26 protein-coding genes are annotated in these 23,698 nt (G+C 66.3%); 10 read left to right on the forward strand and 16 right to left on the reverse strand.

Annotated features, from left to right (window positions below; all coding sequences use genetic code 11):
• Positions 1-6 precede the first annotated feature (6 nt).
• From NDI85_RS05555 to NDI85_RS05575, 5 genes are all read right to left on the reverse strand, one after another.
• Positions 7-216, reverse strand: coding sequence for a dodecin family protein (locus NDI85_RS05555; protein ID WP_166968880.1), 210 nt, complete (start codon positions 214-216; stop codon positions 7-9).
• A 94-nt stretch (positions 217-310) separates the two neighbouring features.
• Positions 311-1,882: a DUF790 family protein gene (locus tag NDI85_RS05560; protein ID WP_310915196.1), complete on the reverse strand. Its 1,572-nt coding sequence runs from the start codon at positions 1,880-1,882 to the stop codon at positions 311-313.
• A 59-nt stretch (positions 1,883-1,941) separates the two neighbouring features.
• The gene (locus tag NDI85_RS05565) at positions 1,942-3,213 is read right to left on the reverse strand and encodes a TIGR00341 family protein (RefSeq protein WP_188993891.1); all 1,272 of its coding nucleotides are present in this window, start codon (positions 3,211-3,213) and stop codon (positions 1,942-1,944) included.
• 141 nt (positions 3,214-3,354) lie between these two features.
• Positions 3,355-4,689, reverse strand: a complete 1,335-nt coding sequence (locus NDI85_RS05570; protein ID WP_310915197.1) for a DEAD/DEAH box helicase family protein — start codon at positions 4,687-4,689, stop codon at positions 3,355-3,357.
• A 42-nt stretch (positions 4,690-4,731) separates the two neighbouring features.
• On the reverse strand, positions 4,732-5,511 hold the full coding sequence (locus tag NDI85_RS05575) for a YihY/virulence factor BrkB family protein (protein WP_310915198.1): 780 nt from the start codon (positions 5,509-5,511) through the stop codon (positions 4,732-4,734).
• Positions 5,512-5,633: 122 nt separating this feature from the next.
• Here NDI85_RS05575 and NDI85_RS05580 point away from each other — a divergent pair, with 122 nt between their 5' ends.
• The 4 genes from NDI85_RS05580 (at position 5,634) to dnaK (ending at position 9,485) form a co-directional block, all read left to right on the forward strand.
• Entirely contained in the window at positions 5,634-5,825 is a 192-nt protein-coding gene (locus NDI85_RS05580; protein ID WP_188993884.1) for a DUF1328 domain-containing protein, read from the forward strand.
• 51 nt (positions 5,826-5,876) lie between these two features.
• On the forward strand, positions 5,877-6,497 hold the full coding sequence (locus NDI85_RS05585) for a hypothetical protein (RefSeq protein WP_188993882.1): 621 nt from the start codon (positions 5,877-5,879) through the stop codon (positions 6,495-6,497).
• A 42-nt stretch (positions 6,498-6,539) separates the two neighbouring features.
• Positions 6,540-7,211 (forward strand): nucleotide exchange factor GrpE, encoded by a 672-nt coding sequence (locus tag NDI85_RS05590; protein WP_310915199.1) that lies wholly within the window; start codon positions 6,540-6,542, stop codon positions 7,209-7,211.
• 360 nt (positions 7,212-7,571) lie between these two features.
• Positions 7,572-9,485: a molecular chaperone DnaK gene (gene dnaK, locus NDI85_RS05595; RefSeq protein WP_310915200.1), complete on the forward strand. Its 1,914-nt coding sequence runs from the start codon at positions 7,572-7,574 to the stop codon at positions 9,483-9,485.
• A gap of 184 nt (positions 9,486-9,669) precedes the next feature.
• Here dnaK and NDI85_RS05600 read toward each other — a convergent pair whose 3' ends face one another.
• Together NDI85_RS05600 and NDI85_RS05605 are read right to left on the reverse strand one after the other, a co-directional pair.
• On the reverse strand, positions 9,670-11,409 hold the full coding sequence (locus NDI85_RS05600) for a Rieske 2Fe-2S domain-containing protein (protein ID WP_310915201.1): 1,740 nt from the start codon (positions 11,407-11,409) through the stop codon (positions 9,670-9,672).
• Between the two features lie 65 nt (positions 11,410-11,474).
• Entirely contained in the window at positions 11,475-11,996 is a 522-nt protein-coding gene (locus NDI85_RS05605; protein WP_188993873.1) for a type IV pilin, read from the reverse strand.
• A 133-nt stretch (positions 11,997-12,129) separates the two neighbouring features.
• Between NDI85_RS05605 and dnaJ the strand changes: the two genes are divergently transcribed.
• Positions 12,130-13,281, forward strand: coding sequence for a molecular chaperone DnaJ (dnaJ, locus tag NDI85_RS05610; RefSeq protein ID WP_188993871.1), 1,152 nt, complete (start codon positions 12,130-12,132; stop codon positions 13,279-13,281).
• Positions 13,282-13,366: 85 nt separating this feature from the next.
• Positions 13,367-14,116, forward strand: a complete 750-nt coding sequence (locus NDI85_RS05615; RefSeq protein ID WP_310915202.1) for a hypothetical protein — start codon at positions 13,367-13,369, stop codon at positions 14,114-14,116.
• Here NDI85_RS05615 and NDI85_RS05620 read toward each other — a convergent pair.
• The 3 genes from NDI85_RS05620 to NDI85_RS05630 form a co-directional block, all read right to left on the reverse strand.
• Positions 14,108-14,293 (reverse strand): hypothetical protein, encoded by a 186-nt coding sequence (locus NDI85_RS05620; RefSeq protein ID WP_166968854.1) that lies wholly within the window; start codon positions 14,291-14,293, stop codon positions 14,108-14,110. The genes NDI85_RS05615 and NDI85_RS05620 overlap by 9 nt on opposite strands.
• Before the next feature lie 47 nt (positions 14,294-14,340).
• On the reverse strand, positions 14,341-15,081 hold the full coding sequence (locus tag NDI85_RS05625) for a hypothetical protein (protein WP_188993867.1): 741 nt from the start codon (positions 15,079-15,081) through the stop codon (positions 14,341-14,343).
• Positions 15,082-15,211: 130 nt separating this feature from the next.
• Positions 15,212-16,003 carry an aldo/keto reductase gene (locus NDI85_RS05630; RefSeq protein ID WP_310915527.1) on the reverse strand — a complete coding sequence of 264 codons (792 nt, stop codon included), beginning with the start codon at positions 16,001-16,003 and terminating at the stop codon, positions 15,212-15,214.
• A 151-nt stretch (positions 16,004-16,154) separates the two neighbouring features.
• Here NDI85_RS05630 and NDI85_RS05635 point away from each other — a divergent pair, with 151 nt between their 5' ends.
• Complete coding sequence (locus NDI85_RS05635) at positions 16,155-16,835, forward strand: halocyanin domain-containing protein (RefSeq protein WP_310915203.1); 681 nt, start codon at positions 16,155-16,157, stop codon at positions 16,833-16,835.
• Positions 16,836-16,856: 21 nt separating this feature from the next.
• On the opposite strand, the gene NDI85_RS05640 is transcribed toward NDI85_RS05635, so the two are convergent.
• Positions 16,857-17,381, reverse strand: coding sequence for an SRPBCC family protein (locus tag NDI85_RS05640; protein WP_310915204.1), 525 nt, complete (start codon positions 17,379-17,381; stop codon positions 16,857-16,859).
• Between the two features lie 139 nt (positions 17,382-17,520).
• Here NDI85_RS05640 and NDI85_RS05645 point away from each other — a divergent pair, with 139 nt between their 5' ends.
• Both NDI85_RS05645 and NDI85_RS05650 read left to right on the forward strand, forming a co-directional pair.
• Positions 17,521-17,793: a helix-turn-helix domain-containing protein gene (locus NDI85_RS05645; protein ID WP_166968846.1), complete on the forward strand. Its 273-nt coding sequence runs from the start codon at positions 17,521-17,523 to the stop codon at positions 17,791-17,793.
• A gap of 106 nt (positions 17,794-17,899) precedes the next feature.
• Positions 17,900-18,973: a tubulin/FtsZ family protein gene (locus tag NDI85_RS05650; protein ID WP_188993862.1), complete on the forward strand. Its 1,074-nt coding sequence runs from the start codon at positions 17,900-17,902 to the stop codon at positions 18,971-18,973.
• A 131-nt stretch (positions 18,974-19,104) separates the two neighbouring features.
• Here NDI85_RS05650 and NDI85_RS05655 read toward each other — a convergent pair whose 3' ends face one another.
• Positions 19,105-20,448 carry an alkaline phosphatase family protein gene (locus NDI85_RS05655; RefSeq protein ID WP_188993861.1) on the reverse strand — a complete coding sequence of 448 codons (1,344 nt, stop codon included), beginning with the start codon at positions 20,446-20,448 and terminating at the stop codon, positions 19,105-19,107.
• A 395-nt stretch (positions 20,449-20,843) separates the two neighbouring features.
• Entirely contained in the window at positions 20,844-21,377 is a 534-nt protein-coding gene (locus NDI85_RS05660; protein ID WP_188993860.1) for an inorganic diphosphatase, read from the reverse strand.
• A gap of 352 nt (positions 21,378-21,729) precedes the next feature.
• On the opposite strand from NDI85_RS05660, the gene NDI85_RS05665 reads away from it, so the two are divergent.
• Complete coding sequence (locus tag NDI85_RS05665; protein WP_188993859.1) at positions 21,730-22,089, forward strand: PadR family transcriptional regulator; 360 nt, start codon at positions 21,730-21,732, stop codon at positions 22,087-22,089.
• Positions 22,090-22,094: 5 nt separating this feature from the next.
• On the opposite strand, the gene NDI85_RS05670 is transcribed toward NDI85_RS05665, so the two are convergent.
• The 3 genes from NDI85_RS05670 to NDI85_RS05680 all read right to left on the reverse strand — a co-directional run bounded on the left by NDI85_RS05670 (position 22,095) and on the right by NDI85_RS05680 (position 23,693).
• The gene (locus NDI85_RS05670) at positions 22,095-22,649 is read right to left on the reverse strand and encodes a rnhA operon protein (protein WP_188993858.1); all 555 of its coding nucleotides are present in this window, start codon (positions 22,647-22,649) and stop codon (positions 22,095-22,097) included.
• Positions 22,642-23,235: a ribonuclease HI gene (gene rnhA, locus NDI85_RS05675; protein WP_310915205.1), complete on the reverse strand. Its 594-nt coding sequence runs from the start codon at positions 23,233-23,235 to the stop codon at positions 22,642-22,644. The genes NDI85_RS05670 and rnhA overlap by 8 nt, the downstream gene beginning before the upstream one ends.
• Before the next feature lie 62 nt (positions 23,236-23,297).
• Positions 23,298-23,693, reverse strand: coding sequence for a hypothetical protein (locus NDI85_RS05680; RefSeq protein ID WP_188993855.1), 396 nt, complete (start codon positions 23,691-23,693; stop codon positions 23,298-23,300).
• Positions 23,694-23,698 lie beyond the last annotated feature (5 nt).

Below are 23,698 nucleotides of genomic sequence, written 5' to 3' on the forward strand. Positions count from 1 at the left end.
TATAGATCACTGCTGGTGGTGGACGGGGAACGCCACCTCGACGGTCGTCTTGTACTCCGTTATCTGTCCGTCCTCGACGGTCGCCGTCCAGTCCTCGATTTCGACGCCGTGGATGTCCTCGATGGTCTCGCTGGCCTGTGCGACCGCCTCGTGGGCCGCGTCCTCCCACGATTCGGTCGACGTGCCCAGCACCTTGACGATCTTGACTGCTGTCATGCGGTCCCCAATCGAGAAGGGGGCGACTTAGCTATGCTTCGGCTATCGGCGACCCCGAAGGGTAGGCCGGTGTTAGCCGCGTCCGGGACCGACCCTACTCACTGGCACCGTTCTCGCCGGAGCCGTCCGCCCGTTCTCGGACGGTCCCGCCGCTCAGGCCCGTCCACGCCACGCGGTAGCCGAGGCGTGCGAGGACGGCGCTGTCGTCGTCGACGCCGTACTCGTCGAGGACCACTTGGGCGTCCGAGAGGGACATCCCCGCCTCGATTTCGTCGCCGAGTACGTCGAGGACGCTCGGCCGGATCAGCGTGCGCCCGACGCGTTCGTGGGCCGGGAACGACTTGTCCTCGACGGCGTCCTCGCTGACGCCGTACTCCGCAGCGAGGGCGGCGAGCGACACAACGTCGGCGTCGGGCCGCAGTTCTTCGGGGATGTCGGCCGCGCTCTCGGCGACGAGTTCCGACTCGTAGGGCCGGAGGGCGTCCCGAACGTCCTTGACCCGCACCGTCCCCGAGTACGGAATCGCGCGGTGGTCCCGCGCTTCGATGGCCTCGCCGACGCCCAGCGACTCGTCGACGGCGACCAGCATCTCCACGTCGTCCATCGCGTCGAGGCGGTCGAGTTTCTTCGCGACGTACTCGGGCGTCCAAAAGCCCATCACCTCGAAGAAGACGCGGAACGGGGCGTCGGGGTCGGTCGTATCGCGGACGGTGGCGTCGCCGCCCGGTACCCACTCGAAGGCGAAGTCCGGGACGACGACGTGTTCGCCGGCCGCGAGCGGTTCGGGTTCACGAACCAGCCGCCAGTCCAGCCCGAGCGCCGAGAATCGAGCGGCGAAGTCCGCCTCGACGCCGCTGTCGTACGTGACCTCGGCCACGGGGTCGGTGCCGGGTGCGGAGACGTCGACGTCCGAGAGGCGGAGTTCGCGCTCGGTCCCCCGGTCGTCGATGGTCGCGGTCAGGTCCCACTCGGCGGCGTTGATCACGGTCCGGAGAAGGCGCGCAAAGCGGGTTCCGTACCGGCGCGTGTTCGAGAACAGCGCGTCCGGGCCGGTGATTATCACTTCACGGCCCGCCGGCGTCTCGCGTATCTCGTACATGAGACGGAGGCGTTTCACTGCGGAGACGAGCGCTTTCGGATCCGACGATCGAACCCGGACCTCGGTGGCGTCGAACAACGCCGTCTGGGCCAGCGAGAGGTTGTACTGCGTGACGAGTTCGGCCGGCGTCCAGCGTGCGTCCACCGCCGCGAGCACCTGCCGGTCCGCTAAATCGGCGTACAGCGACGACTCCGTCGCGTCGGCGTCGACACCGAGTCGGTCCGCCGCCCGGTCGATGGCCGCCGCTCGCTCCGCTTCCGTGACGACGCCGACGGCTTCTGCCGCCTCGAACACCCGTTTGCGTGCCCGTTCCGGCGGGACCGCCGCCCGCGTCTCGAAGGTAGCTTCCCGTTCGACGAGTTTGGCGACCCCCCGGACGAGTTTGAAGTCCTCGGCCTCGCCTTCGAGGTCCGCCAGCGCCGCCTGCAGGTCCGCCCGCGTCTCGCCGACGTGGCCTTGATACACCCCGAGGACGCGGGCGGCGAGTCGCTCCCGCGACTCGTCGGCGAACTGTGGGTGGTAGCCGCCGCCGGCCCGGGAGACGCGCAGGAGGTCCTTCGTCAGCACGACGGACACTCCGGCACCGACGGACAAAAACGCCCCGTGTCACTCGGTCGCGTCTCGGGTCATCGAGCGGTCTGCCGGTCGACGAACGTCACCTCGACGCTCGACTCCTCGGCGATGGCAGCCGTGACCGCCGCCTCCAGTCTGGTTGCCAGTCTGGGATACGCCGTGTCGTCGGGCCGACTCACCTGCACCGTGACCTCACGGTCGAACCTGTAGACGCTGACGCCGCCGAAGCGGGTCCGCACCGACAACAACCGGAGGTCCTCGTACGACTCGTCGGCGAGCGTCTCCTCGACGGCATCGTTGACCGACGTCTCGACCTGCATCTGTCGCACCGTCACGGTGCTCGCACCCGCAAACGTCGCCAGCAGGACGAGCAGCGCCATCACGGTGGGCGCGTACTGCCGGACCGTCCCGAGATTCGGCCACCCGTGTCCCCAATCCCGAGGTCGGAATCCGAGGCCCCAGAGGACGAGAAAACCAGTGAGGTTGATAGACGCGGCGTTCACCAGCAGGAGGATACCCGCCCCGAGCGCCACCGCGGGGAGGCCCCACGCGATGCCGACGCCGACGGCGGCCGCCGCGGGGATGAGCGCCGCGGCGATCATGACGCCGACGAGCGAGACCGGCAGCGCTGTCGCGAGGCCGACGGCACCGGCGGCCCCGGCACACAGCCCGACGGCCAGCGAGAGGAATCCGGGGGAGATGCGCTGCGCTATCTGCTGGACCGTCGTCACGCGCAACTGACCGGGGACGAACCCGGCGTGCCGCACGAGAAATCCGAAAGTAGCCGCGCTCGCCACCGCAAGCAACAGTCCGAGTAGCTGGTCGCGAAACCCCTCTTTCACCAGCAGTCGGTCGTCGAGCGTCGTCCCGACGGCGGCGATGAGCGCCGACCCGACCTGCGGCGCGATGACCATCGACCCGACGACGATAGCAGGCGAGTCCAGCAAGAGGCCGGCCGTCGCGACCACCGCGCTCAGGATGGTCATTCCGTAGTACGTGACGGCCCCGGGGTTCATCCCGACCGCACGGCCACGGAGTTCGTCGTGGGAGATGCGGTCCGCGTGACTCTCCGCCGCGACGGACTGGTCCGGCCGGGCCGTCTCCGCGGTGGCGACGACGGCGTAGCGGTCGGGGTCCAGCCCCGCCGATTCGAGTTCCTCGAACACCTCGTCGACGGCCTCTGGCGGAATCGGGAACTGGATGAGCGACGCCTCACCGCCGGCGCTCTCCTCGTCGGTCTGTACGTAGCTTATCTCGCGGTCGTCGAGCACCGCCCGAACGGTGTCGAGGTCGCCGTCTTCGACCCGTATCTGTATCAGGCGCACCGCTCGCGCCTCCACAGGACGGTCTGTGCCAGAGAGAACAGAGACTGCATCCAGCCGAACAGACCGGCCCGAAGCCGTTATTTATGCAGCCCTTAGGCAACCGTGACTCGGCTTACCGATTCCACAGCGGTGTGAGTGGGCCTAACGGCGCCGACGCGCGACCCGTTCCTCGGCGGTCGCCTCCGTGACGAGTTCGTACAGCAGCGCCCGTCCGCCGTCGACCTTCGGTCGGAGAACTCGGCCGAGACGCTGGGTGAACTCCCGCTCGGACCCGCTCCCCGAGAGGACGACGGCGACGTTGGCGTCGGGGACGTCCACGCCCTCGTCTAAGACGTTCGCCGTCACCACGCGAGAGTACGTCCCGTCGCGGAACCGCTCCAGAATCTCGCGGCGCTCGCTCGCGCCCGTCTCGTGGGTGATGGCCGGCAGGAGGAACCGTTCGGAGAGACGGTAGACGAGGTCCGTGTAGGCGGTGAAGACGATGACGCGGTCGTCGCGGTGTCGGTCGAGGATGTCGGCCAGTCGGTCGACCTTCCGACGGGCGTTCATCATCACCTCGCGGGCGCGTTGCTTCGCAAGCAGGGCCTCCCGGGCCGCGGGGTCGGTGCCCGAGCGCTTGACGAGTTCCTGATAGTCACTGCCCGAGCGCAACTGGATGTTCGACCGTTTCAGGTAGTCCGTGAACGTGCCCTGTTCGGCCTCGTAGCGTTCCCGTTCGTCGTCGGTGAGTTCGACCTCGACGCGTTTGATGTCGTAGTCGGCGAGGTGGTCGCCCGCCAGTTCGTCGACCGAGAGGTCGTAGACGAGGGGGCCGACCAGTTCCTCGACGACCTCGTGGGCGCCGTCGGGGCGTTCGAACGTCGCCGTGAGGCCCATCCGCGCCGGCGCGGCCAGCAGTCGGGCGATGTCGCGGTACCCCTCGCCGCCGAGGTGGTGGACCTCGTCGAAGACGACGAGGCCGAACCGGTCGCCCAGTTCGTCGGCCCGGAGGTACGCCGAGTCGTAGGTGGCGACGGTGACCGACTCGACGCGCTGTTCGCCGCCGCCCAGACGGCCGATAGGGCGGTCGAACTCCCGTTCGAGTTCGCGCTGCCACTGCTCCAGTAGGTCGATGGTCGGGACGACGACGAGCGTCGGGGTGTCGAGTGCCACCATCGCGGCGATGCCGACGACCGTCTTCCCGCTCCCGGTCGGGAGTTCCAGACAGCCACGGTCGCCGGCCTCGCGCCACGCCGACAGCGCCGCCTGCTGGTACTCGCGCAGGTCGTACGTCGTCGAGAGCGAGAGGGAGTCGGTGTCGAGGACGCGGTCGGCGTAGTCGACTCCGCTGTTGGCTACCGCGGCCCGGAGTTCCGCGTAGCGGTAGGCCGGGGCCCGGGCGCTCTTCGACCGGTCGTCACGCTCGACGCCCGGCAGGCCCGGTGGCACGTCCCCGTCGAGTCGGACGGTGCCCGACTCGAAGGTCAACTCCAGCACGGACTGCGGTTCGTCGGGGTCGCCGATAACGGTTTCGCGGCGTCACCGACGGCCGGCGACGACGGCGTTGAGGAGTGCGCCCGCGAGGACGAGCGAACTGCCGAAGAACAGCCACGTCACGAACAGGACGACCGCACCGAGCAGTTCCGAGACAGTGCGCGGTCCGACAGCGAGGTAGAGGTCGAAGCCGAGGCGGAGGAGCTCCCATCCGCCCGCAGCGAGGACGGTCCCGGGCAGCGCCTCCGTCACCGAGAGGTCCACGTCGGGGAGCGTGTAGTACAGCGGCCAGAGGAGGGCAGCGACGACGAGGGCGCGAACGAGCGCTACTGCCGGGCCCGTCACCGTCGTTCCTGTGAGGCTAACGGCGAGGCGAACGCCGAGGACAGCGGCGACGGCCCCGCCGACGCCGACCATCGCTACGAGGCCGTTGGTAAACCGACCGCCGACCGACGACTCTGTCCGGTACACCCTCGCGAACGCGGCGTCCAGTCCTCGGAACAGTCGCAACACGCCCCACAGGAGGACGACGGCACTCCCGATCGAGGCTTGCCACCGACCCGCCGCACCGGTGACGGCCTCCCTGAGCAGGCGAGTCCCCACCGGAGAGAGCGCCGTGCCTGCGGCGCTGACGAGCGCGTCTGCGACAGCTTCGTCCCAGAGTGCGGTCACGGCGGTCATCGTGAGGACGCTGGCGGGGACGAGCGCCACCAACCCGTAGTACGCGAGCGCGGCCGCCGTCAGTCCGAACTCCATCTCGCGACTGGCGAGGACGACACGACGCCCGGTCTCGCGGAGCGTCTCCGGTCGGTCGGGAGCGCCCATACGTCGATGGACGCCCGTCGGTGGTTAGCTATGGTCAGCATACCGCCGCAGCGCCGAATAACGACGCAATTACCCACCTTTACCAGACTGATAACTAATGTCACAGTGCTCGAAGGACCACTATGATCCGTTCTCTGGCCGTCGTCCCGCTTCAGTTCAGTGGCGGGTTCCTCGAGTACGCGCTCGTCTTCCTCGTCCTCGCAGTGATCGCCGGGCTGGCGGGGTTCCGCGGTATCGCCGGCCTGAGTATGAGTATCGCGAAGATACTCGTGGTCATCTTCCTCGTTCTCATGGTCGTCTCGCTGCTCCTGTGAACCACGTTTCACCGAAACAACATCTATAACCCTGTGTCTCGAACTGTCGATATGGACCGGTGGGTCGACCCCGACGAGACTGACCCGGCGACGTGGCGTGGTAGCGGACCACACGAGGACCTCCGACGGGGTGACGACGTCGGGTCCGTCCTCGAACGAGCGGCCCAGACCCCGCTCCCCTACCAGTACGAGGAGGACCGGCACTACAGCGAGGCCGTCGCAGAGATGTTCCGAACGAGTCAGTTCTCGAACGTTCGCGTCGTCTACAACTGCGGGATCGACGCCCACCGGCGTATCAAGGTGCTCACTCGGGGATTGCTCTGGGGTGGTGGCGAGGACCACCAGCGGTTCAAGGCCCAGTACCGCCGCCCGCCGCCGCCGACCGAGACAGTCCCGTTCGGTGAGTACACGGTCTGGACGCGCTTTCAGTACGGACACATCGAGCGAACGGACGACGGCGTGACATTCTCGCCGGGCGACAGCGCACCGGAAGAGAAACTCGAAACGCTGGCGTGGGCCGACCTCTATGAACCTGTCCGGCAGCGACTCGCCGAACTCGAACTCGTCCGGAACCCGCCGTTCGCGAAGTACCGCCTGCAGGAACTCGACGAATGGGAGCAGTACCGCACCCAGTTCCGGTACGCCGCCGACGCGTTCGCGCTGGGTCCGTGACGTTTCTGAATCCTTTTATTCGTGTGACGACTCCTATCGTGTATGACTGAGCAGGACGCCGCCGAGGAGGAGACGCCCCCAAGCGACGACGTTCCGGAGGACGTCGAGGTGGAAGCGGCCCCCGACGATATCGACGCCGACGATATCGACCTCGACGACGTGACCGGAGCGGACGAACCGGCCGTCGAGGAACTGGTCGACCGCGTCGCCGAGTCGGACCCCGAAGACGTGGCCCAAGAACTCGCGGCGCTCCGGACCCGCGCCGACAGTCTGGAGAGTCAGGTCGAAGCCCTCGAATCCGAGACCGAGGAACTCGAAGACAAACTCAAGCGCAAACAGGCGGAGTTCCAGAACTACAAGAAACGGATGGACGAGCGCCGCGAGGAGGAGAAACAGCGCGCGACCGAGGACCTCGTGACCCGCATCTTAGACGTTCGCGACAACCTCGAACGCGCCCTGCAACAGGACGAAGACACCGACATTCGCAGCGGCGTCGAGTCGACTCTGCGCCAACTCGACGACGTCCTCGCGGCCGAGAACGTCAAGGTCATCGACCCCGAACCCGGAGAAGACGTCGACCCGACCCAGCATCAGGTACTCGCTCGCGTCGAGAGCGACGAAGCGGCTGGCTCGATTGCGGACGTACACCGCCCCGGCTACGAGATGGCCGAGAAGGTGCTCCGAGAGGCACAGGTCACCGTCAGTGAGGAGTAGCGAGGGGCGTGCGACCGACGGGAGCACGGCCCTCGAAGGGCGAGCGGGGAACCCAGTGACCCGCGAGGAGTAGCGAGACGCCGACCGAAGGGAGGGGTCTCGAAGCGACGCGGTGAGTGAAACGAACCGCGGAGCAGTAGCAAAGGGCACGAACGCGGTGAGCGGCCCTCGACACGGCGCGGCGGCCCCGCCGTGAGCGCTCTCCCGACGACCGAACGGTCGGATTGCGGTACTTCATATACTCTCCGGTCGCCGCCGTCGTGAGCGTCGAAAACCGCCGGGAGGCGGCCACTCGTCGCGGTTCGTGAGTCAGCCCATCTAGCAACTTTTAACCGGCCGAGTCCGCTATCAGCGGGTAAGATGGCGAGCAACAAGATTCTGGGTATCGACCTCGGGACCACGAACAGTGCGTTCGCGGTCATGGAAGGTGGCGACCCCGAAATCATCGTCAACGGCGAAGGCGAACGGACGACACCCTCCGTCGTCGCGTTCGACGACGGGGAGCGCCTCGTCGGCAAGCCAGCGAAGAATCAGGCCGTTAAGAACCCCGACGAGACGATTCAGTCCATCAAGCGGCACATGGGCGAAGACGACTACTCGGTCGAACTCGACGGCGAGGAGTACACGCCCGAGCAGGTCTCGGCGATGATCCTCCAGAAGATCAAGCACGACGCCGAGGAGTACCTCGGCGACGAGGTGGAGAAGGCCGTCATCACCGTCCCGGCGTACTTCAACGACCGCCAGCGACAGGCGACGAAGGACGCCGGCGAGATCGCCGGCTTCGAGGTCGAGCGCATCGTCAACGAACCGACCGCGGCCGCGATGGCCTACGGCCTCGACGACGAGTCCGATCAGACGGTTCTCGTCTACGACCTCGGTGGCGGGACCTTCGACGTCTCCATCCTCGATCTCGGCGGCGGCGTCTACGAGGTCGTCGCGACCAACGGGGACAACGACCTCGGGGGCGACGACTGGGACCACGCCATCATCGACTATCTGGCCGACGAGTTCGAGGCCGAACACGGTATCGACCTGCGCGAGGACCGACAGGCCCTCCAGCGCCTCACCGAGGCCGCCGAGGAAGCCAAGGTCGAACTCTCCTCGCGCAAGGAGACCCGCATCAACCTGCCGTTCATCGCGACGACCGACGACGGGCCGCTCGACCTCGAACAGAAGCTCACCCGTGCGAAGTTCGAGTCCCTGACCGAGGACCTCATCGAGCGCACCGTCGGCCCGACGGAGCAGGCGCTCTCGGACGCCGGCTACAGCAAGTCCGACATCGACGAGGTCATCCTCGTCGGTGGCTCGACCCGGATGCCCCAAGTCCAGGAGAAAGTCGAGGAGATGACCGGACAGGAACCGAAAAAGAACGTCAACCCCGACGAGGCCGTCGCGCTGGGCGCCGCGATTCAGGGTGGCGTCCTCTCCGGCGACGTCGACGACATCGTCCTGCTGGACGTGACGCCGCTCTCGCTGGGCGTCGAGGTCAAGGGCGGCCTGTTCGAGCGCCTCATCGAGAAGAACACCACGATTCCCACGGAGGAATCGAAGATATTCACCACGGCCCAGGCCAACCAGACGCAGGTCCAGATCCGCGTCTTCCAGGGCGAGCGTGAGATCGCCGAGGAGAACGAACTGCTCGGCGCCTTCGCCCTCTCGGGCATCCCGCCGGCCCCGGCCGGGACGCCCCAGATCGAGGTGTCGTTCAACATCGACGAGAACGGCATCGTCAACGTCGAAGCCGAGGACAAGGGCTCCGGTAACAAGGAAGACATCACCATCGAAGGCGGCGCCGGCCTCTCCGACGAGCAGATAGAGGAGATGCAGGAGGAGGCCGAACAGCACGCCGAAGAGGACGAGGAGCGCCGCAAGCGCATCGAGGCCCGCAACGAGGCCGAGGCCGCCGTGCGCCGCGCCGAGACGCTCATCGAGGAGAACGAGGAGGACATCGACGAGGACCTCGTCGCCGACATCGAGGCGAAGATAGCGGACGTCGAGGAGACCCTCGAAGACGAGGACGCCGACACCGAGGACTACGAGGCGGTCACCGAGGCCCTCTCCGAAGAACTGCAGGAGATCGGCAAGCAGATGTACGAAGGACAGGCCCAGCAGGCCGCCGGCGGTGCCGGTGGCGCTGCGGGTGCCGGTCCGGGCGGCATGGGCGGTGCCGGACCCGGTGGCGCTGCCGGCGGTGCCGCGGGCGGTGCGGCCGGACAGGGCGAGGAGTACGTCGACGCCGACTTCGAGGACGTCGAAGAGGACGACGACGAGTAAGTCGTCGTCCTCTTCGGCTCGTCAGAGCTTGCTCTGACGGTGTTTCGAAAAGCGAGTGTAGCGAGGTTTTCGAAAGCGACGACGACGAGTAAGTCGGCGTCCTCTTCGGCTCGTCAGAGCCTGCTCTGAGCGACGAGCGTAACGCGACGACCGCTTCGCCGACCGTCACCCCGTTTTTCGAGCGCTACTCCTCCCCGTGAATCGACTCGCCGCGGAACAGGCGGTGGGCGATAGTGAAGGTCTGTTCTCGTTCGCGGCGGGTCGGGAAGTGCGCCGCGAGATAGCGAGCGGTGGCGATAAGCGGGAGGCGTCGCTCGTCGTTGGATTCCGCGAACGCCACCTGCCGGAACGCGGCCTCGACGTTCTGGAGTTCGTGGAAGCCGGCGTCCTCGCGGAGCAGTCCCTCGCCGAGCGCCTGTTTCAGGGCGTCGACGTCGCCGCCCGCGTCGAAGTGTTCGCTCACGAGTTCGCCGGCCTCGTTCACCCGGCCCTGTTCGTCGAACGTCGCGAGGAGGTCCGCGCGGATAGTTGCGGGGTCGCGGTCCGACTCACCGGGGGCGGGTATCGGCGCGGCGGGCGTGTTGAGGAAGCGGTCCAGATACACCGACATCGCGCCGTCGAAACAGGGTCTGTACGCGTCGATGGCGTCGGTGCGGGCGGCCAGCGCGTGGGCGGCGTTGGCGTAGCTGAACGTGTGGTGGACCGTGTTCCAGTCGCTGAACTCGTTGCTGGTCGCGAACTGGGCGACGCGACGGGCCGCCGCCAGCGCGACGGCCCGAGTCACCTGTTCGGCCGTCGCGCCCTCGCGGATGGCGTTCCGCAGCGCGTCGAGTACGGTTTCGGGGTCGTCTGCGAGCAACGTCTCGACGAAGTCGTCGGGTCGGTCCCACTCCCGGCCCTCGCCTGCGGCCACGAGGTCAGGGAGGGCGTCGTGCGCGTCGAAACACAGGGCCGCCACGTCGATTGGCTGGCGCCACTGGGACAGTTCCTCACTCCTGCTGGCGTCGGTGAACTGGTCGACGGTCGAGGCGAGGACGTCCTCGGCGTGCGCCCAGCCGACGTGGTCCAGCGTCTCGACGGCCTTGTTCACGAAGTCCAGCGTGTGGCCGGCGTTCATGTAGAGGTGGTCGGTGGCCGCGGCCAGCAACATCTCGATCACGTCCTCGCGGGGTAGGACGGCGGCCGCGGTGCGGAGACAGCGCTCTGCGCCGTCGTCGTCGCGGACCTCACACGTTTCACGGAACCACGACTTGAGGCGGGCCTTCGAGAGGTCCCGATTGCTGAGTTCGTACTGGTCGAAGCGTGGCGGTTCGCCCGAGCAGTCGTCGGCGACTTCGGTGACGCCGACGTACATCGCGCGTAGCTTCTCGTCGTGGGCCACGTCGTCGTAGAGGTTCGCCATCGCGCCGAGGATCGTCAGGCCGCGGCCCCAGCCCATCGAGCGGTAGGTCGTCCCGAAGTCCACGGCGGTTTCGAGCGGCGTCGTGAAACCCTCGCCGAGGTCGTCTACGTTGATGACGGCCTTCGCCGCGACGAGGTCGATGTTCTCCTGCATCGCGTCGGCCAGTCGGTTGCGCCAGTGGGTTTCGGGCGGCACGTCGGGTTCGGGGTCCGGGTGGACGTACACGTCGCCGTCGCGTATCTCGACGGGGAACGTCTGGACGTCGTCGGCCCACAGGTCCAGAGTGTCCCCACAGGCCAACTCGAAGCGAGCGTGGTGCCAGTGACAGGTCAGGAGGCCGTCGTCGACGGTGCCCTTCGAGAGGGGAAACCCCATGTGAGGACAGCGGTTGTCGACGGCGTAGACGGTTCCCTCGTGGTGGAAGAGGGCGATAGACCGGCCGCCGACCTGCGCCAGTTGTGGCGAGTTCTCGGCGAGGTGGGCAAGCGGGAACAGTTCGCGGTAGGCGTCCTCGGTAGCCATGTATGAACAGTCGGCACAGGTGAGTGTAAAGATTCGCTGAGACGAGTGCGTGTTGTCACAGTCGCTTACGCAGTCCCGTCCCCGACGGTGACCGTCCCCAGCGTCGCCGTCCGCTCGTTCGGCGCGCCGACGAGCCGTCCCGTCCAGACGACGGCGACGGTGTCGCCCGATTCGAGGTAGAAGCCGACCGAGCCGTCGCCGTCGAGGTAGTCCCCGTCGCCGTCGCTGTCGACTCGGGGGTCGTCGACGGTGACGGAGTCGCCCGTGGTGACGGGGAACTCGGACGCCTCGTCGGCCCACAGCAGCGTCGTCGTCGCGTTACGGTCGGCGTCGGTGACGACGACGGCGAGTTCGGTCGTGCTGGTGGCGGTCAGTCGGTCGCCGCCAGTGTGAGACACCGTAATCGACCCGGCCTCGGCGTCGTAGGTGCCCTGTACGTCGACGCTGGGAGTCGCCGTCCGCAGGTCGGCGCCGGGGCCCGCAACGAGCGCCGCCAGCCCCGCGATGGCCAGCGCTGCGAGTAGCCAGACCGCGACGCGCTCGACGGTCACGACACCGCGCGTGCCCGACCGGGAGGTCCCCCTCATTGGTGCATCCGTCCAGCGGCACCGAAATAAGCGCCCCGGTCACGCTCCGACGGCGGCCGCACCCGTCGACGCGACGACCAGTACCAGACCCGTTCCGTTGAAGTGGCTGAGTCCAGTATCCATCGCACAACGAATGAGCCAGGACTTCTATGAGATACTGGGCGTCTCGCGGGACGCCTCCGAGGACGAGATTCAGGAGGCGTACCGCGAGAAGGCCCGGGAGTTCCACCCCGACGTCAGCGACGACCCGAACGCCGAGGAGAAGTTCAAGAAGGCGAAGAAGGCAAAGGAGGTCCTCACGGACGACGAGAAGCGCCAGATGTACGACCAGATGGGTCACGAGCGCTTCGAACAGGCCGAGAAGCGCGGCGGCGCCGGCGGTGGCGCCGGCCGCGGCGGCATGGGCGGCGACCCCTTCGGTGGCGGCGCCGGCGGGTTCGACATGCAGGACATCTTCGACCAGTTCTTCGGTGGCGGCGGTCGCCGAGGCGGCGGCAACCGCCCGCAACAGGGCCAAGACCTCCAGACCCGACTGGAGATAGATCTAGAGGAGGCCTACACGGGGACCACGAAGCAGTTGAACATCACGCGTCCGGAGACCTGTGACGATTGCGACGGCAAGGGCCATCCGCCGAGCGCCGACTCCCAGACCTGCCCGGAGTGTAACGGACAGGGCCAGACCACGCGGGTCCAGCAGACACCGATGGGACGAGTCCAACAGACCGCCACCTGTCGCCGCTGTGAGGGTGACGGGACGCTGTACGACGAGACCTGTTCGACCTGCCGTGGCAGCGGCACCGTCCAGAACGACGCGTCGCTGGAGGTGGAGATTCCGCCCGGCGTCGAGGACGGCCAGACGCTCCGGATGGAACGTGAGGGCGCGCCCGGCGAACGCGGCGGTCCCAACGGCGACTTGCTGATACAGTTGTCAGTCCGGGACCACCCTGACTTCGACCGCGAGGGCGACGACCTCTCCCATCAGTACGCCATCTCCTTCCCGCAGGCCGTCTTCGGCGATACGGTCAGCGTACCGACGCTGGACGGCGACGTCGAGATGGACATCCCCGCCGGGACCCAGAGCGGCGAGGTGTTCCGACTGGAAGGCAAGGGGATGCCCCGCCTCCGCCGGCGCGGGAACGGCGACCTCTACGTACAGGTGCAGGTCGTCACGCCCGATAGCCTCAACGAGGAGCAACGCGACGCCTTAGAACAGTTCGCGGAGGCCGGCGGCGAGGAGGTCGACGTCGAGGAAGGGTTCTTCGAGAAACTGAAGAACTCCCTGTAACTGCCTCGGCGGGTCGCGTCGAAGCGATCGATTCCGCGGCGCGGGTTCCGTCTGGCTTTTGTCCGGGCACGCCTAACAGACGCCCATGCAGGTACTCGGCGACCTCGTCGCAGACGGGCGCGGCCGTGACGGCCCCCTCTTTACCGCACCGGAACGGACCGCGCCGTACAGCTACCGGGACTTCTGTACGAACGCCTGGAAGGGCGGGAACCTCATGCGCCACTACGGCGTCCGGAAGGGGACCCGCGTCGCCGTCGTCGCCGGACCGAAGAACCCCGTCGACGGCGACGAACCCGGCTATCTCGGGACCGCTCCGGACCCGTTGTTGGCCGTCCTCGCGGCGACGCTCGACGGCGCAATCGTCGACGTGGACCCGCCGGGCGCCGTGGACGCGACTGCGCTGGTCGCCCCGGCGGCGTGGCTGGACCGCTACGAACTCGGACCGGGGACGAAGGCGCTCGCCTACGGCGGGCCGAGCGACGACCCGACCGTCGCCCAGTTCGAGCGCGAACTGTGGAGCGAGAACCCGCTGCAACCGCCGGGCGACGTCGCGCCCGACGACCCGGCGCTGGCCGGCGAACGAACCTACACCCACGGCGACCTGCTGGCGGCGAGCGAGCGAGTCGTCGCCGAGAACGACCTATCAGACGAGACGACAGTCGCGCTTCGCGCACCCGTCACGACCGCGGGCGCAATCGTGGCCGGCCTGCTCGCGCCGATGCAGGCGGGGGCGACGGTGTTGCTCGGCGACGACGACGCCGACGTGGCCGTCGCTCCGGAAGGCGTCGACGTGCCGGAAGAACGAGTGATTCGACCGAGCGATATCTCAGTGTGAGGCGCGGTACTCCCCGTGTTTGACGCCCAGAAGGAGCGTCACGACGCCGAACACGAGCAGTCCACCCAGCACCATCATCACGGTACTGGTGGTCATCGGACTCATCAACGTGCCGACGGCGAGGACGCCGAAGAGCAAGACGAAGGCGGCGGCGGTCTTTGTCAGGTCGAATTCCATGCCGGTCGAGGGTTGGGGTGGAGCGCGCCTAAACGTTGTCCTCGCGGTCATTCCGTCGGTCGGACGAAGTCCGCGAGCGTCACCAGCAGTCCCAGAACCCACCCGACGGGGAACGAGATGGCGACCCACATCACCACGTAGGCCGCGCCTTCGAGGTCGAACGTCCGGGAGAACAGGTCGGCGAGGCCGACCGGAGCGAGGAGGGTATCGAGCAACCACTGGGCGAGCGCGGTGCTGCCGGGGAGCACGACGGCGGCGAGCGTCTTCGAGAACAGCGCTGCGACCACCGGCGGGAGGAAGATGGCCGTCATCGCGAACGGGTAGGCCAGCGCGACTGTCGTCCCGCGCCCGCCCACCGTACGCGCTCCGACCGCAAGCGCCGCCGAGACGGTCGCGACGACACCCGCGAGACCGATGGCGAGGACGCCACCGGCGACGAGGTCCAGTTCGAACCGCGCCAGCGCGGTGAGCCCGCCCCAGACGAGTACCGAGAGGAGGACGACGCCGACGACGCCCAACCGCGTCGCCGTCCCGTCGATGCGGCGGGTCTGGAACCGGAGGAACGCGCCGAGCAACACGAGGGGGTAGACGAGGCCGATGACCGGGACGCCGATGGCAGACCACAGTCGATACAGCAGCATGCCGAACTGCGAGTCCGGCGTCCACGTGCCCAGTACAGTGTCGCCCGCGTTGCGCTGGCGCGGGTAGACAATCTCCATCCACGTCTCGTGTAACCGCCTGAGGTCGACGCGTATCCCACTGACGACCCCGTCACTCCCGGTAGCCATACTCGCCAGTTTACCCCTCCCACCGTTAAAGGTTTCAGGCCGATACGCCCGTCCTGACAGCCTAACGACAGAGAACCGGTCGGTTCACCGACCGGCGTAGCGACGACGGACGACGTGTGTTTCCGACCCGTCAGTCCCACGCGTCGGGTCCGAACGACGGATCGATGCGCCGGTCGGTCCGTTCGACGTCGTCGATGCGGGCGACTGCCTCGTCCGAGAGGGCGAGGGAACTGCTCGACAGGTTGTCGACGATGTGGTCGCGACCGGTGGCCTTCGGGATCGCCGTGACGCCCTTCTCGCGCAGCCACGCGAGACTGACCTGTGCGGCGCTGACGCCGTGGTCGTCCGCGACGTCGGTGAGAACGTCGCTCTCGAACACCTCGCCGCGGGCCAGCGGCGAGTACGCGACGAGTTCGTAGTCGTACTCGGCGGCGTGGGCCCGGAGTTCTCGCTGGGGGAGGAACGGGTGCATCTCCACCTGATTGGCGAACAGCGGGGCGTCGAGAACGTCCATCGCCTCTTCGACGTGGTGTGGTTCGAAGTTCGAGACGCCGACGTTCCGTATCTTGCCCCGCTCGTACAGTTCGTCGAACGCCGCCAGCGTGCCTTCGGCGTCGTAGTCACCGCTCGGCCAGTGGACGTACAGGACGTCGACGGCGTCGACGCCGAGGTCGTCGAGGCTGTCGCCCACGCTGTCGAGGACGTCGTCGTGCGAGAGGTTCGACGTCCAGACCTTCGTGGCGAGGAAGACGTCCTCCCGGTCGACGTCGGCCGCGGCGATACCGTCGCCGACGGCGGCCTCGTTGCCGTAGGCCTGTGCGGTGTCGACGTGGCGATAGCCGGCTTCGAGCGCCGTCTGGACGCTCGTCGCACACGCGTCCGGGTCGTCGTTCTGCCACGTTCCGAGGCCGAGCATCGGCATGCCGCTCGCTCGCGGAACGCTATCGGTGGTAGAGTCCTGCTGAGACATGTACGGGACCCAAGTGCCTACGCCGGAAAGGAGTTCGGAAAGCGGTCACGGTGGGCGATTGGAAACCGACATATTCACGACGGGGACCGTCCAAACCCGAAGTATGACAGACGGTAGTGCGGACGTGTCTCGCCGGGCGTTCATGCGGACCGCCGCAGGGGCCACCGCGGCCTCCGCTGCCGCGGGGACCGCTACTGCACAGGAAAGCGGCGGAAACAACTCGAGCGACGGCGGTGGCGGCGGTGGCGGTCCGCCGGACTACGGCAGTTGGTTCAGCAACGTCCAGAACTTCGACGGCGAGACGGTCGATGCGACCGGGCAGGATACGGTAACCGTCACTGTCGGCGCGGAAGGCAACGGTGGCGCGTACGCGTTCGACCCACCCGCAGTCCACGTCGACAACGGGGCGACCGTGAAGTTCGAGTGGACGGGCGAGGGCGGTGGCCACAACGTCAAGTCACAGGGCGACGGCCCACTCGACTCCGGGTCGCCCGTCTCGTCCGCTGGCGTCAACTACGAATACACCTTCGAGGAGGACGGAATCTTCAACTACGTCTGTGTGCCCCACGAAGGCCTCGGTATGAAAGGCGCCGTCGTCGTCGGTACCGACTACCCCACCTCGGGCGGCGGTGGTGGCGGCGGCGGGGGCGGCGGGTCTCCGGAAGTCCCGAACGGCGCGAAGACGCTCGGGGTCGCCACCTCCTTCGTGATGGTCGCGACGCTGGGTCTCGCGTACTTTTTCATGCGGTACGGCGGCGACTACGAGACGCCCGACGTCGAGTAATCGACCGGGCGCCGGCCGGACTCAGACCGAGTCCGGCCCCGTCTGAATCGCTAGGTCGACGTCGCGGCGCTCCCCTTCGATATCCGCGACGACCCGCTCGACGATTCGCGTCGCTTCCTTGTGGATCAACGGTTTGACCTTCTCGATGACCCAGTCCAGCGAGACGAGTCGTGGCAGGTCGACGGCGTTCGACGACGCCGAGTCCGGATCGAACTCGATGTGGAGGACGACTCGCGAGGCGACGTCGACGCCGTCCGGCGCCGACACCTCCTCGACGTACCAGTACCCATCGGCGTCGATGTCCTTGACGATACGCCAGTCGATACGCTCGGGTTCGTCGACCCCGGTCACCTCCGAACGCGCGGTGTAGGTGAGCTTCCACCACGAGAACACGAGGTCGTAGTTGGTCCCCGGCGTTCCGTCACCGTCCTGTGTAACCCGGTCGATGTACTCCGAGTAGCGCGCGTACCCCGGGAAGTCGAGCAGGAACTCGTACATCTCCTCGGGGGGCGCATACACCACCGTGCTGACCTCGACTTCGTCCACACGCCCAATGGGGATGGGTTCGGAAGTAAACTTTCGGGCGTGACCGCCATCAGCCGCCGATAATGTTGCCGCAAGATTTCTCGTGCGCATGAGAGAGAAGGAGAAATATTATTATCCTGTATCCGATAGGGGAGAGTACATGAGTGCATCCGACATCCAACGCGTAGAGGACGAGGACGAGGAGTCAGTCGGGTGGGAGGCCATCAGAGACCTGCCCCCGAGCGCGAAACTCGTCGCGAAGGTACTGGAGTACAACGAGACGCTTACCCAGAGCCAACTCGCCGAGGAGACGCTTTTGCCGCCTCGAACGGTCCGATACGCGCTGAACCGACTCGAAGAGGTCGGCGTCGTCGACTCCCGGTTCTCCTTTGCGGACGCGCGAAAGCGCATCTACACGCTCAGTATCGAGTGAGCGCCCCCGCGGCCCGCCACCGGGCGTCGCGTCGAACCCCGGTATCCCCGGCAGCCCCTCTCGAAACAGGGCAACGTTGATTAGTTACCCGCCAGAGACGTTGGATATGAAAGTCGTCCTGATTGGTGTGGGACAGGCCGGTGGGAAGGTCACACAGTCCCTCGCAGAGTTCGACTACGAGATGGGGTTCAACGCCGTTCGCGGCGCGCTCGCGGTGAACACCGCGAGACCGGACCTCCAGAACCTCGACATCGACACAGCCCTCATCGGACAGGACCGGGTGAAGGGCCACGGCGTCGGTGGCGACAACGAACTGGGCGCACAGATAATGCAAGAAAACGCCACGGAGGTACTAGAGAACCTCGACGGCCGCATCACGACCGAGGCGGAGGCCGTCGTCATCGTCGCCGGTCTCGGCGGCGGGACTGGCTCTGGCGGCGCACCGATGTTGGCGCGCGAACTGAAGCGCATCTACGAGATGCCCGTGTACGTCCTCGGCATCCTCCCCGGCAAGGACGAAGGCGGCCTCTATCAGGCCAACGCCGGTCGCTCGCTCAAGACGGCCGCCCGCGAGTCCGACTCGCTGCTCCTCGTCGACAACGACGCGTGGCGCGGGAGCGGCGACAGCGTCGCCGACGGCTACAAGCGAATCAACGACGCCATCTCTCAGCGCGTCGGCCTCTTGCTCGCCTCCGGCGAGGCCGTCGAGGGCGTCGGCGAGAGCGTCGTCGACTCCTCGGAGATCATCAACACGCTCCGTGGCGGCGGTATATCCTCTATCGGCTACGCCAGTGCACAGGCCAGCGAGGACCCAAGCGAGAACGTCAACACCATCACGAGCGTCACCCGCAACGCCCTCCTGACGAGTATGAGCCTCCCGAACGCCGTCGAGGCGGAGTCAGCCCTGCTGGTCGTCGCCGGCGACCCGGAACGACTCTCCCGGAAAGGCGTCGAACGCGCTCGCCGCTGGGTCGAAGACGAGACGGGCAGCATGGAGGTCCGTGGCGGCGATTTCCCGCTCGGGTCGGACAAGATAGCCGCGCTGGTCGTCCTCTCGGGCGTCGAACGGTCGGGCCGCGTCGACGACTTCATGCGAAAGGCCAACGAGGCCGCAAAGTCACAGGGCGGTACCGTGGACCCCAACGAGTTCGACAACGAGAATCTGGATAGCCTCCTGTAACTCCACTTGTTACTTCGTCGGACGGATTCCGGCCACCACTCGTCGCGAAAACGTCGAGAACGGCCGGCCACTCGCTTCGTTCGTCGTCGGTGAGACGGCGGTTCACGTCCGAACCGCTCGATACAGTGGGTCTACAGTAGACTGCCGCCGTCGAACTCGGTCCGTTCGTAGTCCTGTTCTAGCAGTTCCAGAATCGTCGGCGCGATGTCGTAGAGGTCCGCGTCTCGAACGGTGGCGTCGGCGTCGTCGATCAGCAACGTCGCGTTGTCGAACGAGTGCATCCCGTTGCGGGGGCCGACGTCGAAGACGTCCTCGCTGCCCTTGAACCCGGCCTTGAGGTCGAAGCCGTGGTTCGGGACGACGACGAGGTCCGGGGCGATGTCGTCGTGGTCGCCGCGGAACGCCTCCTCGCGGGTGACCACGCGGTCGGCGACTTTGTTGCCGTTCGGGCCTTCGAGGGCCTCGAGTTTCTCCTTGAGGTCGTTCCGAACCGACTCGTACTCGTCCTCGTCGACGCCGCCGTCGGGTTCGCGCCCGTCGAGGTTGATGTAGAACCGGCCGGGGATGAGCGAGTAGGCTTTGGCGTCTTCGCTGATGTCACCCAGTTCGGAGTGGTCCTCGTCCTCGAACTCCAGCCACCCCTCCTGTTCGAGCCACTCGTTGAAGTGGACCTCGTACTCGAGCGTGGTGAAGCCGTGGTCCGAGGCGACGACCATCGTCACGTCGTCGGCGAGTTGCTCGCGGAGTTTGCCCAGATACTCGTCGACCTTCTCGTAGAAGTCGAAGAACTCCTGCTGGTACTCACCGTCCTGCTCGTAGTGTTTGAACAGGAAGTGGTTGACCCGGTCGGTGGTCATGAACACGCCGAAAAAGAGGTCCCAGTCGTCCTGCTCGACGTAGTGTGAGAACGTCTCGTAGCGCTTTTCGAGCGTCTCGTGAGCGTCCTCGATGAACTCCGTCTTGTCCTCGTCGTGACCCAGTTTGGCGTTGACGTCGATGCGGTAGTTCGTCTCTTCGAGTCGGTCGCGCAGTTCGTCGGGGTAGGCGGCCTTGTCGACGCCGGGCGAGAGGAACCCAGAAACCATGCGCTGGACGTTGCGCTGGGGCGGGAACGTCACGGGGACGTTCAGCACCGTCGCGTCTCGACCAGCCTCGGTGACCCGGTCCCAGAGGCGCGTCGCCTGCACGTCCCGACCCATGGGAACGTACGTGTCGTAGGAGCCGACCTCGCGGTCCTGAAAGCCGTAGACCCCAGTCTGGCCGGGATTGACGCCGGTCGTCAGAGCGGGCCAGCAAGCGCTGGACTCGGGCGGCACGATGCTGTCGATGGGGCCGCCGCTCCCCTCGGTCTTGAGGTCGGTGAGGTTCGGGAACACGTCCGGATGCTCGTCGATGAGGCTGTACGGCACGCCGTCGATGCCGAAGAAGGCGACGCGGGGAGCGTCGTCACCTTTCAGACGGTCGAATAGACCCATGCCCGTCGTTAGACCGGTCGGGGACAAGAAGCTTCTTTTCGTGGCTGTGTCACGGACACCGGCAAAACGCTCGCCGTCGCCGTCGCGTCGCTTACCGCTCTGCGTTCTCCGGGACGACTGTCAGGTGGGCGATGCCCGGCGGCGTCGGATCCTCTCGCTCCGCTCCACCACTGGCGTCGGCAAGTGTCGTCTCGGATTGATCGGTCGCCATTGTATCTGTAACACCGGCCGCCATCCTCAAAACATTACCCATGCTCATACATAATCGGCAACGACTGCCGATATTATCGGAGAGCATACGTCCCGTATCCGTCGTGCGCTCTCGACCGACGGGGCTGTCGCTGGCGTGGACGAGGACACGGACGACACGAAAGAAAAGGGCGGTCGAGCGCGGTTCAGTTGAACTGCTCGTCGTAGAGGTCTTGGGCGTGCTCGATGGCGTCCATCGCGGCCTGCTTGTCCTCCCATCCGAGCGTCTCGACTTCCTTGCCCGCTTCGAGGTTCTTGTAGGTCGCGAAGAACTCGTCTATCTCGTCGAGTTGCTGCTGGGGGATGTCGTCGAGGTCCTCGATGTGGTCGTAGCGCGGGTCCTCGCTCGGGACGGCGATGACCTTGTCGTCCTGTTCGCCGTCGTCGTCCATTTTCATCAGCGCGACTGGGCGGGCCTCGATGACACAGCCGGGGAACGTCTGGTCTTCGACGAGGACGAGGACGTCGAAGGGGTCCTCGTCGTCGTAGTACGACTGCGGAATGAACCCGTAGTCCGAGGGATAGTGAACGTTCGAGTGGAGCACGCGGTCGAGGACGACGCCGGGGATGTCCTTGTCGTACTCGTACTTGTTGCGCTCGCCCTTGAGGCACTCGACGACGGCGTAGATCTCTTCGGGCGGGTTCGGTCCGGTTTCGAGGTCTTCCCAGAGGTTCGTCATCACCCGCGACTGCGCGACGCCGGCAAAAGTTACTTTCGTAATCGTCCCGGAGCGACGGCGCGGAGGCAGCGAGACGGCCCGGCGTCGAACGGGCGAATCGTGCGTACGACGCGCTCTTCGTAATACACAAAGTATTTATGTAGTACTCTTTCAGAGTTATCCAACACGGCAGAGACAGCTTCAGGGCACCCTACGCGACAGGAACTAGACGGGTTTGGCCCGTACAACTGCTGGACATACCGCATTTTCGATAGTTGTTGCTATATGAAATATGGGTCTCTGTCGTCCGGTAGTAATCGTTCGTACGTCGGAGTTAACAAGTGTTAAATAGCTTGATGACATTTAACTAACCATGTCAGAGGCACAATCCATCAAGGGTAGCCCCGGCGTTGCAAAGGACTTGACCGCGTTCCAGCAAAACATCCTCGTCATTCTCGCAGAAGAGCCACGATACGGCCTCGCGATCAAGCGCGAACTCGAATCGTACTACAGCGACGAAGTCAACCACGGGCGTCTCTACCCCAACCTCGACGACCTCGTCGAGATGGAACTGGTAGAGAAGAGCGAACTCGACAAGCGTACCAACCAGTACTCCCTGACCGACAACGGCAAAGACGCCGTCCTCGACCAGCTCGGCTGGGAGTTCTCGAAGTTCGTCACCGGCGAAGACCGCGCCGACGAGCTCCACGACCTCGTCGACGCTCAGGAGTAACCGACTTACTGCTCCGGTAACCGACCACCCGCTTTTTCGACCGTCACACGGACCGACTCCTCGAGCAGCGCCCGCTGTTCGTCGGTCGGCCAGACGTTCCGCTGGAAGTACTCCTCGCGGAACTCTCGCAGTTCGTCGGTCGTCGCGTCCGCGATCGGCTTCGCGTAGTGGTTGCCCATGAAATCGGCGAGCGCGTCGGCGGTAGCACCGTGGACGTCGCCGTAGTCCGCACGGACCGCGTCGACGACACGACGGTTCTGTTCTTCGACCGTCTCCCACTCGTCGGGCGCCTCCGGCCCGGAGAGTCTGACTTCGACACCGCGGTCAGTGTCCTCGACGCGGTCCGGGCGGATGACGCCGTCCTCGACCCACTCGGCGGGGTGACAGACGAGTATCTCGCCCGTATCTTCCTCGCGAATCCGCGAGGTGTAGCCGCGTTCGTCGAGAAGTGCCGCTCGTTCCGCCCGGTACGCCGCCGCTTCGTCTTCGTCGACCGCTTCCCGGGCGAGTCTGGTGAGACGTTCCACCTCGTCGACCGTCTCGCTTGGCAGGTCAGTCATCGAGTGCGTCGTTGGCTAGTTGGTCCGCGCGGTCGTTTATCTCTCGCGGAACGTGCTCGATGTCCCACTGGTCGAACTGGGTCAGCAGTTCCCGGACCCGAACCCGCTTCTCCCGGAGGTCCGGGTCGTTCGTATTCCACTCGCCGCGTACTTGCTTGACGATGAGTTCCGAATCCCCGCGGACGTGTATCTCGTCGAAGCCGTAGTCGGCGGCGACTTCGAGGACCTTGATCAGGGCGGCGTACTCGGCCTGATTGTTCGTCGCGCGGCCGATGGTCTCGCCGCCCTCGGCGACGATGCCGCTGTCGTCGACGAGTACGTACCCCACCGAGGCCGGCCCGGGGTTCCCGCGGCACGCGCCGTCGAAGTAGGCGTGGACGCGCCCGCCGTCCTCGCCACGCAGGAGCGCCTCCAGTTTGGCGGTGTCGTCGCCCTGCACGACGACCTTCCCCTCGTATGCGACGGCCGTCGCGCCGCCGTACTCCGCGCGCCAGCGCTCGTGGCCGGTGTTTCCCTCCTCGATAGTGACCCCAGCGTCGGCTAACTGCTCTCGGGTGACAGCCTCGTCACACTCTATAACCGGCATCGTTCGAGAAGGACCCGGGAATCGCAAAAACCGTTGTGGTCTGCCCGGTCGAGCGCGACCGGTCAGTTGCCAGCGCGCTTCGCGATGCGCTGGGCGCCGGTCTGGCGCCCTTCTTCGCCACCGACGTAGCGGTCGACGAGTGCCGCCGCGCCACCGGCCGTGACGACGAGTCCGAAGAGGAGCATGACCGTCAGGAACGGGTCGACGGCATAGAGGAACATCGGCGACACCGTCAGTAACAATCCACAGACGATGCCCGTCACCGCTGCCAGCGGGACGGCCTGCTTACCCGAGGCCGCCCGGTACGTGGAATGACCGACGGCGAGCGCCGCTACCTCGCCCACCAGCAGGTTCGTCAGTGCCTGTGTGTGTGGAACCGAGAAGACAGCCGGCAAGAGTATGACGACGACGCTTACGACGGTTGCAGCCAAACCGAGCCACTTCGTTGCATTCACCATAATTT

Origin of the sequence: Haloarcula sp. S1AR25-4 (genome assembly GCF_031624555.1) — an archaeon.
In the GTDB taxonomy this organism is placed as follows: domain Archaea; phylum Halobacteriota; class Halobacteria; order Halobacteriales; family Haloarculaceae; genus Haloarcula; species Haloarcula pellucida.

Coding starts and splice junctions, on each gene's coding strand:
- NDI85_RS05555 (WP_166968880.1), bottom strand. CDS start 216: ATGACAGCAGTCAAGATCGTCAAGGTGCTGGGCACGTCGACCGAATCG.
- NDI85_RS05575 (WP_310915198.1), bottom strand. CDS start 5,511: ATGGGCGCTCCCGACCGACCGGAGACGCTCCGCGAGACCGGGCGTCGT.
- NDI85_RS05580 (WP_188993884.1), top strand. CDS start 5,634: ATGATCCGTTCTCTGGCCGTCGTCCCGCTTCAGTTCAGTGGCGGGTTC.
- NDI85_RS05585 (WP_188993882.1), top strand. CDS start 5,877: ATGGACCGGTGGGTCGACCCCGACGAGACTGACCCGGCGACGTGGCGT.
- NDI85_RS05590 (WP_310915199.1), top strand. CDS start 6,540: ATGACTGAGCAGGACGCCGCCGAGGAGGAGACGCCCCCAAGCGACGAC.
- dnaK (WP_310915200.1), top strand. CDS start 7,572: ATGGCGAGCAACAAGATTCTGGGTATCGACCTCGGGACCACGAACAGT.
- NDI85_RS05600 (WP_310915201.1), bottom strand. CDS start 11,409: ATGGCTACCGAGGACGCCTACCGCGAACTGTTCCCGCTTGCCCACCTC.
- NDI85_RS05605 (WP_188993873.1), bottom strand. CDS start 11,996: ATGAGGGGGACCTCCCGGTCGGGCACGCGCGGTGTCGTGACCGTCGAG.
- dnaJ (WP_188993871.1), top strand. CDS start 12,130: ATGAGCCAGGACTTCTATGAGATACTGGGCGTCTCGCGGGACGCCTCC.
- NDI85_RS05615 (WP_310915202.1), top strand. CDS start 13,367: ATGCAGGTACTCGGCGACCTCGTCGCAGACGGGCGCGGCCGTGACGGC.
- NDI85_RS05620 (WP_166968854.1), bottom strand. CDS start 14,293: ATGGAATTCGACCTGACAAAGACCGCCGCCGCCTTCGTCTTGCTCTTC.
- NDI85_RS05625 (WP_188993867.1), bottom strand. CDS start 15,081: ATGGCTACCGGGAGTGACGGGGTCGTCAGTGGGATACGCGTCGACCTC.
- NDI85_RS05630 (WP_310915527.1), bottom strand. CDS start 16,003: ATGCCGATGCTCGGCCTCGGAACGTGGCAGAACGACGACCCGGACGCG.
- NDI85_RS05635 (WP_310915203.1), top strand. CDS start 16,155: ATGACAGACGGTAGTGCGGACGTGTCTCGCCGGGCGTTCATGCGGACC.
- NDI85_RS05645 (WP_166968846.1), top strand. CDS start 17,521: ATGAGTGCATCCGACATCCAACGCGTAGAGGACGAGGACGAGGAGTCA.
- NDI85_RS05650 (WP_188993862.1), top strand. CDS start 17,900: ATGAAAGTCGTCCTGATTGGTGTGGGACAGGCCGGTGGGAAGGTCACA.
- NDI85_RS05655 (WP_188993861.1), bottom strand. CDS start 20,448: ATGGGTCTATTCGACCGTCTGAAAGGTGACGACGCTCCCCGCGTCGCC.
- NDI85_RS05660 (WP_188993860.1), bottom strand. CDS start 21,377: ATGACGAACCTCTGGGAAGACCTCGAAACCGGACCGAACCCGCCCGAA.
- NDI85_RS05665 (WP_188993859.1), top strand. CDS start 21,730: ATGTCAGAGGCACAATCCATCAAGGGTAGCCCCGGCGTTGCAAAGGAC.
- NDI85_RS05670 (WP_188993858.1), bottom strand. CDS start 22,649: ATGACTGACCTGCCAAGCGAGACGGTCGACGAGGTGGAACGTCTCACC.
- rnhA (WP_310915205.1), bottom strand. CDS start 23,235: ATGCCGGTTATAGAGTGTGACGAGGCTGTCACCCGAGAGCAGTTAGCC.
- NDI85_RS05680 (WP_188993855.1), bottom strand. CDS start 23,693: ATGGTGAATGCAACGAAGTGGCTCGGTTTGGCTGCAACCGTCGTAAGC.